Origin of the sequence: uncultured Stenotrophomonas sp., assembly GCF_913778665.1 — a bacterium.
In the GTDB taxonomy this organism is placed as follows: Bacteria; Pseudomonadota; Gammaproteobacteria; order Xanthomonadales; family Xanthomonadaceae; genus Stenotrophomonas.
This window is the reverse complement of sequence record NZ_CAJYVQ010000004.1, coordinates 16,869-31,054: the sequence shown is the minus strand read 5'-3', so window position 1 is coordinate 31,054 and position 14,186 is coordinate 16,869. Positions and strand designations below refer to the sequence as shown.

Sequence of the window (14,186 nt, the reverse complement as noted above, 5' to 3'; positions counted from 1 at the left end):
CCTACGGTGGGCACTTCGTACTGCCGGACCTGCGTAATGCCGCCTGCCGTTTCCACCCTGCCTCTCGACCGGCCGCGCCGCCTGGCACTGCTGGCGCCGCATCCGGTGCTGCGCTTGGGCCTGGAAGTGGTGCTGGGCCAGCACGGCGGCGTGCGCGTGTGCGGCAGCTTCACCGATGCGGCTGAACTGCTGGAGCTGCTGCACCGGCGGCCGGGCAGCATCGACCTGCTGCTGGTCGACCTCACCGCACCGCGCGGGCCGGAGCAAGGCCTGCAGCTGTTGCGCCTGCTTTCGCGCCGCTGGCCGTTGCTGCCGGTGCTGGTGCTGTCGGCCCACTGCAACGCCAGCACGGTGAGCATGGCGATGCAGGCCGGCGCACGCGGCTTCCTGTCCAAGCAGACCGAACCGGACACGCTGCTGCGCGCCGTAGATGCGCTGGCCCGAGGGCGGCGTTTCGTACCGCCCCAGCTGCACATGCAGCTGAGCCGGCCGCGAAGCCGGCGCGCGCCAGCGCCGGCAACGTTGAGCCGACGCGAACGCGAAGTGATACGGCTGGTGCTGCAGGGGTGCACCACCGGCGAGGTCGCACGCCGCTTTGAGCGCACCCCCAGTACGATCAGTTCGCAGAAGCGCACCGCCTACCGCAAGCTGGGCATCCGCAGCGATGGCGAGCTGTTCCGCATCCGGCATCTGCTCGAATGCGGGTGAGGGGGCTTACTCGCCCTGGTACTGCTTTTCTTCCACCAGCGCCGAACCGGCGACCCGGTTGATCTCGTTCTTCACCTGCACGCGCTCGCCGTTGGTGCCGTACACGCCGCGTGCCAGCTGGATGAATGCATCATCGAACACCTGTGCCGCTTCCTTGTCGCGCAGCTGGTCCTGGATGTCCCACATGCGCTCGTTGATCGCCTTCAGCTGTTGCTTCAGCGCGGCCAGCGCCGGCTGTGCCTGCAGCTGCAGCTGCAGCAACGGCAGCAGCCCGTCCAGCTCGGTGCGTACATTGGCCAGCTTGGCGGCATCGTCGATGCGCTCGGCCTTGATCTCGAGAATGGTGATCTTGTCGATCAGCTCGCCGATCGATACCGGGGTCAGGATGGCGTCCACGCGATTGGTTCCTGGAAACAGGCGGCCATGATACCGCGCCGGCGGCGGTGCTCCCCGGCCCGCAGGATTTACGCCGAATTTGCGCAGCGGGCCGGGCAATGCCCTCGATCCGTTACGGCCTGGCCTTCGACACTGCGCTCCCGGCGGCGTGGCCGCCTTCGACGAGGAACACAGTGCAGTGAACAGCAAGGGGATGATGGCGGCGATGGTGGCCGCGCTGGCGGGCCTGCTCGGCAGCGGCAGCGCGCAGGCACAGGTGCAGGCAAGCGGCAGCGTGGCACTGACCAGCGATTACGTGTGGCGTGGCAGCTCACAGAGCGATGGCGATCCTGCGGTGCAGGCGGGCGCGAAGGTGGCGGTGACCTCGGGCTGGTACGCCAGCGTGTGGGGTTCGAACGTCTCGTTCAAGCCGGACAACGGCGCGCGCAGCGAGTTTGACCTGGTGGCGGGCTGGTCCGGTGCACTGGCGCCGGACTGGACGCTGGACGCGAACCTGACCCGCTATGTGTATCCGGGTACCGGCCGCGCGCTGGACTGGACCGAACTCAACAGCGCGCTGTCGTGGAAGCAGCGCGCCTGGCTGCAGGTCGCGCATTCCAACGACGCGCTGGCCGGCGGTCATCGCGGCACCTATGCGCAGCTGGGCGTGCGTGTGCCGCTGCGCGAGCGCTTCCGCCTGGAAGCGGCGGTGGGCCAGTACTGGCTGGCCAGCGCGCAGGGGCCGGACTACCTGCATGGCCAGCTCAGCGCCATCGCCACGCTGGTGCCGGCCTGGGAACTGCGTGCCACCGTGCACGACACCGACAGCGCCGCCAAGCGGCTGTTCCCCGGCAACGCCGGCGGGCGTTGGGAGCTGGCGCTGCAGGGCAGTTTCTAGTCGGCAGCGCGGGCCTGGCGCGTGCGCAGCGCGCCAGGCAGCCACAGCAGCAGCGCCAGCACCGCCACGGCGGCACCGGCGATGCAGACACCGGTCCAGCCGAAGTGCTGGTAGACCTGGGCCGACAGCAGCGAGCCCAGCGAACCGCCGATGAAGTAGCCGGTCATGTAGCCGGCATTGAGGCGGTTGCGCGCGGCGGGCTGCAGCGCATAGATCAGGTTCTGGTTGCTGACGTGCAGCAGCTGCGCGGCCAGGTCGAGCACCACCACGCCTACCAGCAGCGCCAGCAGCGAGTGCGCCGACAGGCCCAGCGGCAGCCATGACAGCAGCAACAGCGCCAGCGCGATGGCGGTGGCACGACCGCTCTGGCCGCGGTCGGACATGCGTCCGGCCAGGCCGGCGGCCAGGGTGCCGGCCGCACCGACCAGGCCGAACAGGCCGATGGTGGCGTCGCTGTATTCGTACGGCGGCTGTGCCAGCAGGAAGGCGAGCGGGGTCCAGAAGATCGCGAACATGGCGAAGCTGCACGCGCCCAGCAGGGTGCGCTGGCGCAGCACCGGCTCCTGCACGAACAGGGTGCCGATCGAGCGCAGCAGGGCGAAATAGCCCAGTCCCGCGCTGTGGTGGAAGCGCGGCAGGCCACGGTGCAGCGCAAGCGTAGTCAACACCAGCGTGCCGGCGGCGATTGCATACACCAGGCGCCAGTCGCCCAGGCTCGACACCAGGCCGGCCACGGTGCGTGCGAGCAGGATGCCCAGCAGCAGGCCGCTCATCAGCGTGCCGACCACGCGGCCACGGTGTTCGGGCGCGGCCAGGGTAGCCGCGAATGGCACCAGCACCTGGGCTACCACCGAGAACAGGCCGGTGATCGCGGTGCCCACCAGCAACCAGGCCAGCGATGGCGCGCAGGCGCTGATCACCAGCCCGGCAGCCGAAAGCAGGCTCATCACCACGATCAGCCGGCGGCGCTCGAACAGGTCACCCAGCGGCACCAGCAGGATCAGCCCGGCGGCATAGCTCAGCTGGGCCGCGGTGACTACCATGCCGACCTGGCCGAACGGCACACCGAAGGCCCCGGCGATGGTGTGCAGCAGCGGCTGTGCGTAGTAGTTGCTGGCGACCGCCACGCCGGTGGCGACCGACATCAGCAGCACCTGCCAGCGGTGCAGAGGGGGGAGGGAGGGGCTCACGCGGTGGTCCAGGAAGCGGGGCGCACAGTGTCCGCCTGCTGCAGTGATGATGGAAATGAATCATCATCATGCCTGCCATCTGAAAACGAGATAGTCGGGTGAACCTCAAGCAGCTCGAATTTGCGGTTGCGCTGGCCGAGGAAGGCAACTTCACCCGCGCCGCCGAGCGCTGCCACGTGGTGCAGTCCGCGCTCAGCCACCAGATCGCGGCGTTGGAGCAGGAGCTGGGCAGCGTGCTGTTCGAGCGCCTGCCGCGCCAGGTCCGTGCTACCGCCGCGGGCGAGGCTCTGCTGGTGCACGCTCGGCAGGTGCTTGCCAGCCTGCGCCACCTTCGCGCCGATGTGGCGGCGGTGAGTGGTGAGGTGCGTGGGCTGCTGGCGATCGGGCAGATTTCCTCACTCACCGACATCGACGTGGTGGCGATGCTGGCCGCCTTCCAGCAGGTGCACCCGCAGGTGGAATTCCAGTTGCGGGTGGACAAGAGCGAGGACCTGATCACGCAGGTGCAGTCGCGCGCGCTGGACGTGGCGCTGGTCGGGCTGGCGCCTTCGGCGGCACTGGATGGGGTCTGCCACCGGATGCTGCAGGAAGAAGACCTGGTGGCGGTGCTGGCGCCCTCGCACCGGCTGGCCCGGCGCAAACGCTTGCCGCTGACTGCGTTGCAGGACGAGGCGCTGGTCGATTTCCCTCGCGGCACCGGCGCGCGACGCCAGACCGATGACGCGTTCGCTGCCGCCGGCCTGCCACACACGGTGCGTTTCGAGGTCAACCTGATGGAACTGGTCGAACGCTTCGTCCGCCACGGGCTGGCGGTGGGTATCGTGCCGGCGCTGATCGCTGAAGGGTTCCAGGGGGTGGTGCAGATTCCGCTGCAACCGACCCCGACCCGCCGCGTGCACCTGGTCTGGCAACGGGTGCCGACGCCGGCGGCACGGGCGTTCGTGGAGGCCGTGCTCAGCCGCGCAGGCGCAGGCTCAGGCCCTTGAGGAAGTTGCGCAGCATCTGGTCCAGGCAGCGCCGGTAGTTGCCGTGGCCGGGTTGGCGGAACAGGGCGCCGAGTTCCGACTTGGACACATTGAAACCGGCACCGGCGAAGATCTCCAGCAGGTCCACGTCGCGCAGCTGGAACGCCACGCGCAGCTTCTTCAGCACCAGGTTGTTGTCGATGCGGGTTTCCACTGCGCGCTGCGGCTGGCTTTCGTCGCGACCGCGCAGGTGCACGATCAGGCCATCGAGGAAGTGCGCCAGCGCACTGTCGTTCATCGCCTCGAAGCCGGCTTCGTCCTCACGGCGCAGCCAGGCCTTCACCTGTTCGGTATCCACCGCGAAGGCCGGGTCGGCCAGCTGGCACAGGGCCACCACATGGTGGTCGCCCAGGTCCAGGGAGTAGCGCACGCTGCGCAGGACATCGTTGTTGATCATGGCCCATTGTAGCGGTCGCCCTGTCGCTGGGGTCGGATCCCTTGGCCGCAGCCAACGGATCCGACTCCGGATCTGGCCGATCCAGCAACACAGGCGCCGGCCGACGGTGCCAGAATGGAGGTCTGGTTTTCGCCCTGGAGTTGCCTGATGACCCGCACTGTCCTGATTACCGGCGCCACTTCCGGCTTCGGTGCCGCCGCCGTCCACCGCTTCGCCCAAGCGGGCTGGAAGGTGATCGCCACCGGCCGTCGCAGCGAACGCCTGCAGCCGCTGGTCGAGCGCTACGGCAAGGATGCGGTGCATGCGGCGCCCTTCGACATCCGAGATCCGGTGGCCATGGAAGCCGCGCTGCTGGCGCTGCCGCCGGCTTTCGGCGAGATCGATCTGCTGGTCAACAATGCCGGCCTGGCGCAGGGCACAGCGCCGGCGCAGGGCGCCAGGCTGTCGGACTGGACCACGATGATCGACACCAACATCACCGCGCTGGTGACCTTGACCCATCGTCTGCTGCCGCAGCTGGTGGAGCGCAAGGGCGCGATCATCAACATCTCCTCGGTGGCCGGCGTCTATCCGTATCCGGGTGGCAATGCCTACGGTGGCACCAAGGCGTTCGTCAGCCAGTTCTCGCTGGGCCTGCGTTCGGACCTGCACGGCACCGGCGTGCGCGTGACCACCATCGAGCCCGGCATGGCCGAGACCGAGTTCACCGTGGTGCGCACCCATGGTGACCAGAACGCGTCGGACAAGCTGTACAGCGGCGCCAACCCGATGACCGCCGAAGACATCGCCGAGCAGATCTTCTGGGTGGCCACGCTGCCACCGCACCTGAACATCAATCGCCTGGAACTGATGCCGGTCAGCCAGTCGTTCGCCGGTTTCCAGGTGGCCCGCGAAGGCTGACCTGCGCCGTGCGACGTCTCGGGCCAGCGCGGGTAGGGCGTGTCCTGTAGAACCGAGCCCATGCTGGGCTTCGCCGGAATTCAGCCGAGCATGGCTCAGCTCTACAGAAACAAAAAAGCCGGGCAATGCCCGGCTTTTCCGTTCAACTCCTGCAGATCACTGCGCCTTGATCGCCATCGCCTGCAATCCAGTGCCATCCAGCTTCTGCTTGGCTTCGGCCAGTTCGCCGGCGCTGCCATACGGCCCCATGCGCACGCGGTACACCGTCTTGCCGTTGATCTGCGCCGACTCCACGCGTGCGGCCAGGCCCATCATCGCCAACTTGGCCTTGGTCGCTTCGGCATCGCCGGAGGCGCCGAATGCGCCGGCCTGCAGGATGTAGCGGGTGTTGTCGACGGCAGCCGGTGCACTGGTTGCGGGCGCTGCGGTTTCCGGTCGCGCTGCCGGGGTCGCGGCGGCGGTGCCGGTGCCGGTCGATGCAGGCGCGGTAGTCGCCGGCGGTGTCGCGGCCGCCGGGCGCTCGCTCAGCGGTGCCGGCAGCGGACGGCCGGTGGCAGTGACCGGTGCGGTGCTGGCCACGCTGGCGGTCGTCGCCGGTGCGGTGGCGGTTGGTGTCGCAGTGGCGGCTGGCGGCGGTACCGGCTTGCCTTCCAGTGCGGCCTGCGCACGCGACGCTTCAGCCTTGGCCCGGCGTTGCTCCTCGGCACGCGCGCTGGCCGCCAGTTCCGCGTCGGACATCTCCACTTCCTTGCCGGGCAGCAGGGTGTAGAAGTCGTACTGGGTGGCGGCCGGCTTTTCTGCTTCGGCCGGTTTCGGCGTGGCCGGCTGCGCGGCCGGCTGGGTGCCGACATCGCCGTCGGCATCGGCCACCGGCGCCGGCTGCGCGTTCGGGTTCGGCTGCGGACCGGCGCGCAGGAAGCCATCGCCTTCGCCCTTGAACAGGTTCGGCGCCGCCAGGAACACCACGGCCGCAATCGCCACACCGGCCACCAGCCACACCCATCCGGGTGTGCCCTGGCTGCTGCTGTTGCGCCTGGCCTGTGTCTTGCCGCGTCGTGCTGCCATGTCTACTACGTCTCCGGGAGTTACATTTTTTCCGGGGCGCTGACGCCCAGGAGGTCGAGGCCATTGGCCAGCACCTGCCGTGCCGCACTGGCCAGGGCCAGGCGTGCATCAAGCTCGGACTGATCCAGTTCAAGAATCTTCTTGCTCTGATACCACGTGTGGAAGGCGTGTGCCAGTTCGCGCAGGTACTGCGCCACCAGGTGCGGTTCCAGCAGAGTGCCGGCCGATTCCACCACTTCCGGATAGCGTGAGATCTCGTTCATCAGCAGCAGCGAGGCGTCATCGTCCAGGCGGCCGAGGTTGGCCACGCCATTGGCCTGCACGTACACCAGGCCCTTCTCCTGTGCCTGGCGCAGCAGGCTGCAGACGCGTGCGTGCGCGTACTGCACGTAGAACACCGGGTTGTCGTTGCTCTGCTGGCGGGCCAGGTCGATGTCGAAGGTCAGCTGCGAATCGGGCTTGCGCGCGATCAGGAACCAGCGGGTGGCATCGCGGCCGGCTTCATCAATCAGGTCGCGCAGGGTGAAGTAGCTGCCGGCACGCTTGGACAGTTTCACTTCCTCGCCGCCACGCATGACGGTGACCATCTGGTGCAGCACGTATTCCGGCCAGCCCTTCGGGATGCCCACTTCCATGGCCTGCAGGCCGGCGCGCACGCGTGCCAGCGAACCATGGTGGTCGGCGCCCAGTTCGGTGATCGCGCGCTCGTAGCCGCGCTGCCACTTGGACAGGTGGTAGGCCACGTCCGGCACGAAGTAGGTGAAGGTGCCGTCGGACTTGCGCATCACGCGGTCCTTGTCGTCACCGAAGTCGGTGCTGCGCAGCCACAGCGCGCCGCCTTCCTCGTAGGTGTGGCCGGAGGCCTGAAGCTTGGCCACCGCTTCGGCGACCTTGCCATCGGCGTACAGCGAGCTTTCCAGGAAATAGATGTCGAAGTCGACGCCGAACGCGGCCAGGTCCAGGTTCTGCTCGTTGCGCAGGTAGGCCACCGCGAAGCGACGGATCGCCTGCATGTCGTCCGGGTCCTTGGCGCCGACCACCAGGGTGCCTTCCAGGTCGACGCTGGCGCCGGCCATGTAGGCGCGGGCGACGTCGGCGATGTATTCACCGCGGTAGCCGCCTTCCGGCCAACCGTCCTGGTCCGGAGCGATGCCCTTCACGCGGGCCTGCACCGACAGCGCCAGGTTCTCGATCTGCACGCCGGCGTCGTTGTAGTAGAACTCGCGCTTGGCGTTCCAGCCGTTGGCGTCCAGCACGCGCGCGACGCAGTCGCCGATCGCGGCGGCGCGGCCATGGCCGACGTGCAGTGGACCGGTCGGGTTGGCCGACACGTACTCCACGCCCACCGTGCGGCCATTGCCGGACAGGTTGCGGCCGTAGTCATGGCCTTCCTTGATCACCGACGCGGCTTCGCGCTGGTAGGCGGCCGGGGCCAGGTGGAAGTTGATGAAGCCGGGGCCGGCGATCTCGACCTTGCTGACGTCCTCGCTACGCGGCAGCGCGTCGACCAGCGCCTGCGCCAGTGCGCGCGGGTTGCTGCGCGCGGCCTTGGCCAGCAGCATCGCGGCATTGGTGGCGAAGTCGCCGTGGTCGCGGGTCTTCGGGCGCTCGACCACGAAGTCCGGCGGCAGGGAGTCGGCGGGCAGGGTGCCATTGGCACGCAAGGCTTCGATGCCTTGGCTGATCAGGGCGCGGAGGAGATTTTTCACGAGGCCTGCTGTGAGAATGAGCGGCGGAATCGCCCATTTTAGCGCAGATACCCGCGCCCACGCTGACCCGGGCCGGCCTGGGGTGCAGCCCGATCGCGCCGGGATCGCCGCACTCAGCCGAACAGGCGGGGCTGGGGCGGAGCCAGCAGGCCTCGTTCAGCAAACGAAACGGGCCGGCCTTCGCCCACCACGAAGTGGTCCAGCAGGCGTACATCGACCAGCGCCAGGGCCTGCTGCAGCTCGTCGGTGATGCGGGTATCGGCACTGGACGGCTCCGGGTCGCCGGAGGGGTGGTTGTGGCTGAGGATCACCGCCGCCGCATTGTGCAGCAGGGCCCGCCGCACCACTTCGCGCGGGTACACCGGGGCGGCGTTGATGGTGCCGTGGAACAGTTCCTCGCAGGCGATCAGGCGGTGGCGGTTGTCCAGGAACAGGGCCATGAAGACCTCTCGGGCCTGGCCACGCAGCCGGTGCTGCAGGTAGCGGCCGACCGCCGCCGGATTGTTGCCCACCGCTTCGCCGTGTTCCAGCTCGGCCGTCAGGTAGCGGTGGGACAGCTCCAGCCCGGCGGCCAGCGTGCAGCTGCGTGCGGGGCCGAGCCCGGGCAGGCGGGCCAGTTCCGCGGCGGGGCGGTCGAGCAGCACCCGCAACGGGCCGTGCGCCTGCAGCAGGTCGCGCGCGGTCTGCACGGCATCGCGGCCGCCGAACCCGGAGCCGAGAAACAGCGCCAGCAGTTCAGCATCGGAAAGTGCGCTGGGCCCGCGCGCGATCAGCTTCTCGCGGGGGCGCTCCTGTTCGGGCCAGTCATGGATGGGCATGCCTGCATCATCGCCAGCGAGAGGGGCGCCTCCCATCGGGGCTTGGCGCAACCTGGGGTCGGCCGATGCCTCAGTCGCGCTGGGTCTGCAGGTAGTCGAACAGTTCCTGGTTGGTCTGCAGGCCCAGCTTGCGCTTGGCTTCGGCCTTCTGCCGGCTGATCGTCTTCGGGCTGCGTCCGCAGTGCTCGGCGATGGCATTCACGTTCAGTCCCGCGGCCAGCAGTTCCAGCACTTCACGCTCGCGCGCCGAGAGTGCGGCGGGCGAACGTGCGAACAGCAGATCGCGGGCCAGCAGGCGGTCGCGCAGCTGCGGGGAGACGAATACCTGCCCGGCCAGGGCCGCGTTCAGTGCCTGTGGCAGCTGGGCGAAATCAGCGCACTTGTCGACCAGGCCGCGGATGCCGTCGCGCAGCAGGCCATCCAGCAGGCCGGGATGGCGCGCGCCGGTCAGCACCACCACCGGCAGCTCGGGATGTCGGCTGCGCAGGATGTCGATCAGTTCCGGGCCGTCCGGGCCGTCGCCGGGCATCGACAGGTCGGTCAGCACGGCATCGCAGCCGTGGCCGTCCACCAGCTGCAGCAACCCGGCGCCGTCGTGCGCGCTGCCGACGATGTCCATTGGATGGGGCTGCAGCGCGATGCGGATGCCGTGCAGGACCACGGGATGGTCGTCGGCGATGATGATGCGCGGGTGCACGCGGCTCCTTGGAACTCTGACCGGCCACCGCAGACAGTGGCCCACGCCTGATTCTGCAAAACCCTCGCCCTGCTGAGGTATAGGAAAGGTCCGAAACAGCGTTTGGGGGAATTCCGCTTCAAGGGGGGGGCCATCTGCTGATAGCTGCCCGCTATGTGCGTCCTGTACCGGGACATTACCGGCCATCGGGTAAGCTAACGCCCTCGTTTGCACAGGAATTCCAGGTGGCTGACTCCCCCAACGCTTCCCCCGCGCAGGCCCGCGCGCTGGAAGGTCAGAAACTGCTGTTGTGCGTCGGAGGTGGGATCGCGGCCTACAAGGCTCTGGAGCTGGTGCGTCGCCTGCGCGATGCCGGTGCCCAGGTGCAGGTGGCGATGACCGCCGGTGCCCAGCAGTTCGTCACTCCGCTCAGCTTCCAGGCGCTGTCCGGGCAGCCGACCCGCACCACGCTGTGGGACAGCGCCGCCGAACAGGCGATGGGCCACATCGAGCTGGCTCGTTGGGCCGACCGCATCGTAGTCGCCCCCGGCACCGCCGATCTGCTGGCGCGGCTGGCCCATGGCCATGCCGATGACCTGGTCAGCACCCTGTGCCTGGCCAGTACCGCACCGCTGACGATCTGCCCGGCAATGAACCACCGGATGTGGTTGCATCCGGCCACGCAGGCCAACATCGCCCTGCTGCGCCAGCGCGGCGCACAGGTGATCGGCCCGGTCGACGGCCCGCTGGCCGAGGGCGAATCCGGACCTGGCCGTCTGGCCGAACCGGCTGACATCGTCGCCGCGCTGGCCGCCAACGTGGGCGCCAACGCCCCGGTTGCCGCGCCGGAGACCCGCGCGCTGCAGGGCCTGCGCCTGCTGATCAGCGCCGGCCCGACCTATGAAGACATCGATCCGGTGCGGTACGTCGGCAATCGCAGCAGCGGCAAGATGGGCTTCGCGCTGGCCGCAGCGGCCGCGTCGATGGGCGCGCAGGTGGTGCTGGTGAGCGGCCCGGTGCAGCTGCCGACGCCGCCCGGCGTGCAGCGTGTCGATGTGCGTTCGGCCGCGCAGATGCGCGATGCCGTGCTGAAGTCGCTGCCGGCCGACATCTATATCGGCGCCGCTGCCGTATCCGACTACACGCCGCGCCAGGTGGCCGCGCAGAAGCTGAAGAAGACCGCCGGCAGTCAGTCGCTGGTGATCGAACTGGTGCGCACACCGGACATCCTCGCTGAGGTGGCCGCGCAGACGCAGTCGCTGAAGCTGGTGGTCGGCTTCGCCGCCGAGACCCACGACGTGGAGAAATATGCGCGTGGCAAGCTGGTCGACAAGCGCCTGGACCTGGTGATCGCCAACCAGGTCGGCATCAGCGGCGCCGGCTTCGAGAGCGACAACAATGCCGCCACTGCCTACTGGCAGGACGGCGAACAGGTATTCCCGGCCACCTCCAAGCGCGTGCTGGCCGAACAACTGCTGGCGCTGATCGCGCGGAGACTCCAGGCATGACCCAGGCTTTCACTTCCCAACCGCTGCAGGTCAAGCTGCTTGATCCGCGCTTCGGCGACAGCTGGCCGCTACCGGCGTACGCCACCGAAGCCAGCGCCGGCATGGACCTGCGCGCCGCGCTCGATACCGCGCTGACCCTGCAGCCGGGCGATACAGCGCTGGTGCCCAGCGGCCTGGCCATCCATATCGCCGACCCGAACCTGTGCGCGGTGATCCTGCCGCGTTCGGGGCTGGGCCACCGCCACGGCATCGTGCTCGGCAACGGCACTGGCCTGATCGACGCCGATTACCAGGGGCCGCTGCTGATCAGCGTGTGGAACCGCGGCCGTGAGGGGTTCACCATCGAGCCGGGCGATCGCATCGCACAGCTGGTGATCGTGCCGATTGCCCGTGTCAGCCTGCAGGTAGTGGATACTTTCACCGACAGCGTGCGGGGAACGGGTGGATTCGGCCATACCGGGGTGCGTTGACGGGGGACAGCGATGAGCGGCATCGGGGAAAGACAGCGGGGACGGTCTTTGGGTCGTGGTGCGCCACTGCTGGGCGTGCTGCTGGTCCTGCTGGCCGGCTGGTTCGGATGGAGCGCGGTGCAGCAATGGCGGCAGGAGGCCAATGGCCAGGCGCTGGAAGCCGCGCGTGACCAGGCCGTGCTGGGGCTGCAGGAGGCCGCCAGGGGCCAGCTGAAACAGCTGCAGCAACAGTTGAAGAACGAACGGGTGCAGCAGGCGCTGCAGGCCGGCGATGCCGCTGCGGCCGCGCTGGCCGTGCGCGAGAGCTGGACCGGGGTCGAGCAGGTCGAGGTGCTGACCGCCGATCTGGCCGCGGCCTATGCCGAACCTGCCCGCTTCGGTTACGCCCGCCTGGCGCTACTGGAGGCGGCGCTGGCCAGTGCCAAGCCGGGCCTGCGCGTGGTCCGCGATGGTGGCGGCAATCGCCTCGGCCTGGCGGCACCGGTGCAGCTGGGCAGCCTCGGGCCAGCGGTGGTCTACGTGCGCCAACCGTTGCTGCGGCTGACCGCGCCGCTGGACCAGGTGAGCGCGCCGTCGGCCGGGTTCCTCGGCTTGCGCCAGGGCGCGTACGATCTGGTGACCCAGGGCGACGCCGGTTTGGCCCAAAGCGCCGAGACACTGGCGCGCCCGGTTGCCGGTACGCCGCTGCGACTGGTCGCCGCCGTGCCGAACGTCGACGCCGGGCCGCTGGGCCTGGGCGCGCTGGCCAGCGCCATCGTTGCGCTGCTGTTGGCCTTCATTGCAGTGTTGCTGGTGGTCGGGCGTGGCCGCCTGCCGAAGAACCTGCCGCTGCCGCGACGCGCCGCGGTGACCGATGCCGACCACGGCCCTACCCTGAGCGAGAGCCTGCAGATGGCGCCGCCGCCGGTGGCCGCAGCGGTCAGCAGTGAGGAAAGCGCGCCGCCGCCGCCGCCACCGGTGCCGGCCGAGGAACTGGCCGCCGGCATCTTCCGCGCCTACGACGTCCGTGGCGTAGTCGGCAGCGAACTGACACCGAAGACCGCCGCGCTGATCGGCCAGGCGATCGGCACCGTGGCGCTGGAACAGGGCCTGCGCGAAGTGGTGATCGGCCGCGACGGCCGCCTGTCCGGGCCGGAGCTGGCCGCTGGCCTGGCCGAGGGCCTGCGCCGCGCCGGCTGCTCGGTGATCGATATCGGCCTGGCGCCGACGCCGGTGGTGTACTACGCCGCGTTCCACCTGCGCACCGGTACCTGCGTGGCGGTGACCGGCAGCCACAACCCGCCCGAGTACAACGGCTTCAAGGTGGTCATCGGCGGCGAGACGCTGTCCGGTGATGCCATCACCGATCTCTACCGGCGCATCGTCGAGGGCTGCCTGGTGCAGGCCGCCGAGCCGGGCGATTACCAGCAGCGCGACGTCGGTGCCGACTACATCCAGCGTATCGCCGATGACGTGCAGCTGGACCGCCCGTTGAAGGTGGTGGCCGATGCCGGCAACGGCGTCGCCGGCGCGCTCGCACCGCAGCTGCTGGAAGCGATCGGCGCCGAGGTCATTCCGCTGTACTGCGACGTCGACGGCAGCTTCCCCAATCATCACCCCGACCCCAGCGAACCGGCCAACCTGGAAGACCTGGTGCAGACGGTGAAGCGCTTCGGTGCCGACCTCGGCGTGGCCTTCGATGGCGACGGCGACCGCCTGGGCGTGGTCACCGGCGAAGGCAGGATCATCTATGCCGACCGCCTGCTGATGCTGTTCGCTGCCGATGTGCTGATGCGCAACCCGGGCGCGATGGTGATCTACGACGTGAAGTGCACCGGCAAGCTGTCCGACCACGTGCTGCGCAATGGTGGCAGCCCGTTGATGTGGAAGACCGGGCATTCGCTGATGAAGGCGAAGATGCGCGAGACCGATGCCGAGCTGGCCGGCGAGATGAGCGGCCACTTCTTCTTCAAGGAACGCTGGTTCGGTTTCGACGACGGCCTGTACGCCGCTGCGCGCCTGCTGGAGATCCTGGCCCAGCGCGAGGAACCCCCGGCCGAGGTGCTGGCCGAGCTGCCCGAGACGGTGGCGACGCCGGAACTGAAGGTGCCGGTGGCCGAAGGCACGCCGCATGCGCTGGTGGCGATGCTGGTGGCGGCGGCACAGTCGCCGGACAACCCGTATGTGGGCGGCCGCCTGTCTACCATCGATGGCCTGCGCGTGGATTTCCCCGATGGCTGGGGGCTGGTGCGTGCGTCCAACACCACGCCGGTGCTGGTGTTGCGCTTCGAGGGCAACGACGAGGCGGCACTGGAACGCATCCAGGCGCTGTTCCGCAGCCAGCTGCAACCGGTGCTGGGCGACACCCCGCTGGGGTTCTGAGCAACCCGTCCCGGGGGGCTTGGCAGCCGCTTGCTCGTGTGCGCTGTCCTGCGCACACGGCAAGACCGGGGTGGGCGTCCTGCCCA

14 protein-coding genes are annotated in these 14,186 nt (G+C 69.1%); 7 read left to right on the top strand and 7 right to left on the bottom strand.

All coding sequences use genetic code 11. From position 1 onward, the window contains the following. Nucleotides 1-36 precede the first annotated feature (36 nt). A complete protein-coding gene (locus QZ853_RS04925) occupies nt 37-708 on the top strand; it encodes a response regulator transcription factor (RefSeq protein ID WP_295571180.1) in 672 nt (223 codons plus the stop codon). Nucleotides 709-714: 6 nt separating this feature from the next. Here the strand turns inward: QZ853_RS04925 and QZ853_RS04920 are convergent, their stop codons facing one another. Beyond that, complete coding sequence (locus QZ853_RS04920; RefSeq protein ID WP_295571179.1) at nt 715-1,104, bottom strand: DUF6165 family protein; 390 nt, start codon at nt 1,102-1,104, stop codon at nt 715-717. A gap of 178 nt (nt 1,105-1,282) precedes the next feature. Between QZ853_RS04920 and QZ853_RS04915 the strand changes: the two genes are divergently transcribed. Then, nucleotides 1,283-1,981 (top strand): TorF family putative porin, encoded by a 699-nt coding sequence (locus QZ853_RS04915; RefSeq protein ID WP_295571178.1) that lies wholly within the window; start codon nt 1,283-1,285, stop codon nt 1,979-1,981. Here QZ853_RS04915 and QZ853_RS04910 read toward each other — a convergent pair. Continuing rightward, the gene (locus QZ853_RS04910; RefSeq protein ID WP_345777889.1) at nt 1,978-3,126 is read right to left on the bottom strand and encodes an MFS transporter; all 1,149 of its coding nucleotides are present in this window, start codon (nt 3,124-3,126) and stop codon (nt 1,978-1,980) included. The genes QZ853_RS04915 and QZ853_RS04910 overlap by 4 nt on opposite strands. 143 nt (nt 3,127-3,269) lie before the next feature. On the opposite strand from QZ853_RS04910, the gene QZ853_RS04905 reads away from it, so the two are divergent. Continuing rightward, nucleotides 3,270-4,157 (top strand): LysR family transcriptional regulator, encoded by an 888-nt coding sequence (locus QZ853_RS04905; protein WP_295571176.1) that lies wholly within the window; start codon nt 3,270-3,272, stop codon nt 4,155-4,157. Here the strand turns inward: QZ853_RS04905 and QZ853_RS04900 are convergent. After that, the gene (locus QZ853_RS04900; RefSeq protein ID WP_295571175.1) at nt 4,126-4,593 is read right to left on the bottom strand and encodes a DUF1456 family protein; all 468 of its coding nucleotides are present in this window, start codon (nt 4,591-4,593) and stop codon (nt 4,126-4,128) included. The two genes, QZ853_RS04905 and QZ853_RS04900, sit on opposite strands and share 32 nt — an antisense overlap. Before the next feature lie 147 nt (nt 4,594-4,740). Between QZ853_RS04900 and QZ853_RS04895 the strand changes: the two genes are divergently transcribed. Next, a complete protein-coding gene (locus QZ853_RS04895) occupies nt 4,741-5,493 on the top strand; it encodes an SDR family NAD(P)-dependent oxidoreductase (protein ID WP_295571174.1) in 753 nt (250 codons plus the stop codon). A gap of 156 nt (nt 5,494-5,649) precedes the next feature. Here QZ853_RS04895 and QZ853_RS04890 read toward each other — a convergent pair whose 3' ends face one another. From QZ853_RS04890 to QZ853_RS04875, 4 genes are all read right to left on the bottom strand, one after another. After that, a complete protein-coding gene (locus QZ853_RS04890; RefSeq protein ID WP_295571173.1) occupies nt 5,650-6,558 on the bottom strand; it encodes an SPOR domain-containing protein in 909 nt (302 codons plus the stop codon). A 20-nt stretch (nt 6,559-6,578) separates the two neighbouring features. Further along, nucleotides 6,579-8,267 carry an arginine--tRNA ligase gene (gene argS / locus QZ853_RS04885; protein WP_295571172.1) on the bottom strand — a complete coding sequence of 563 codons (1,689 nt, stop codon included), beginning with the start codon at nt 8,265-8,267 and terminating at the stop codon, nt 6,579-6,581. 113 nt (nt 8,268-8,380) lie between these two features. Continuing rightward, nucleotides 8,381-9,085: a DNA repair protein RadC gene (gene radC / locus QZ853_RS04880; RefSeq protein WP_295571171.1), complete on the bottom strand. Its 705-nt coding sequence runs from the start codon at nt 9,083-9,085 to the stop codon at nt 8,381-8,383. 70 nt (nt 9,086-9,155) lie between these two features. After that, nucleotides 9,156-9,782, bottom strand: a complete 627-nt coding sequence (locus QZ853_RS04875; RefSeq protein ID WP_295571170.1) for a response regulator transcription factor — start codon at nt 9,780-9,782, stop codon at nt 9,156-9,158. A 224-nt stretch (nt 9,783-10,006) separates the two neighbouring features. On the opposite strand from QZ853_RS04875, the gene coaBC reads away from it, so the two are divergent. The 3 genes from coaBC to QZ853_RS04860 are packed head-to-tail and all read left to right on the top strand — an operon-like array spanning nt 10,007 to nt 14,100. Beyond that, nucleotides 10,007-11,269 (top strand): bifunctional phosphopantothenoylcysteine decarboxylase/phosphopantothenate--cysteine ligase CoaBC, encoded by a 1,263-nt coding sequence (gene coaBC / locus QZ853_RS04870; protein WP_295571169.1) that lies wholly within the window; start codon nt 10,007-10,009, stop codon nt 11,267-11,269. Then, a complete protein-coding gene (dut, locus tag QZ853_RS04865; RefSeq protein ID WP_295571168.1) occupies nt 11,266-11,739 on the top strand; it encodes a dUTP diphosphatase in 474 nt (157 codons plus the stop codon). Before coaBC ends, dut begins: the two co-directional genes overlap by 4 nt. A gap of 12 nt (nt 11,740-11,751) precedes the next feature. Next, nucleotides 11,752-14,100, top strand: coding sequence for a phosphomannomutase/phosphoglucomutase (locus QZ853_RS04860; RefSeq protein WP_295571167.1), 2,349 nt, complete (start codon nt 11,752-11,754; stop codon nt 14,098-14,100). Nucleotides 14,101-14,186 lie beyond the last annotated feature (86 nt).

Excerpts from the sequence above, each read along its gene's own strand:
- QZ853_RS04910 (WP_345777889.1), bottom strand. The coding sequence starts at position 3,126 with ATGTCGGTCGCCACCGGCGTGGCGGTCGCCAGCAACTACTACGCACAG.
- QZ853_RS04925 (WP_295571180.1), top strand. The coding sequence starts at position 37 with ATGCCGCCTGCCGTTTCCACCCTGCCTCTCGACCGGCCGCGCCGCCTG.
- QZ853_RS04890 (WP_295571173.1), bottom strand. The coding sequence starts at position 6,558 with ATGGCAGCACGACGCGGCAAGACACAGGCCAGGCGCAACAGCAGCAGC.
- QZ853_RS04895 (WP_295571174.1), top strand. The coding sequence starts at position 4,741 with ATGACCCGCACTGTCCTGATTACCGGCGCCACTTCCGGCTTCGGTGCC.
- QZ853_RS04860 (WP_295571167.1), top strand. The coding sequence starts at position 11,752 with ATGAGCGGCATCGGGGAAAGACAGCGGGGACGGTCTTTGGGTCGTGGT.
- QZ853_RS04900 (WP_295571175.1), bottom strand. The coding sequence starts at position 4,593 with ATGATCAACAACGATGTCCTGCGCAGCGTGCGCTACTCCCTGGACCTG.
- dut (WP_295571168.1), top strand. The coding sequence starts at position 11,266 with ATGACCCAGGCTTTCACTTCCCAACCGCTGCAGGTCAAGCTGCTTGAT.
- radC (WP_295571171.1), bottom strand. The coding sequence starts at position 9,085 with ATGCCCATCCATGACTGGCCCGAACAGGAGCGCCCCCGCGAGAAGCTG.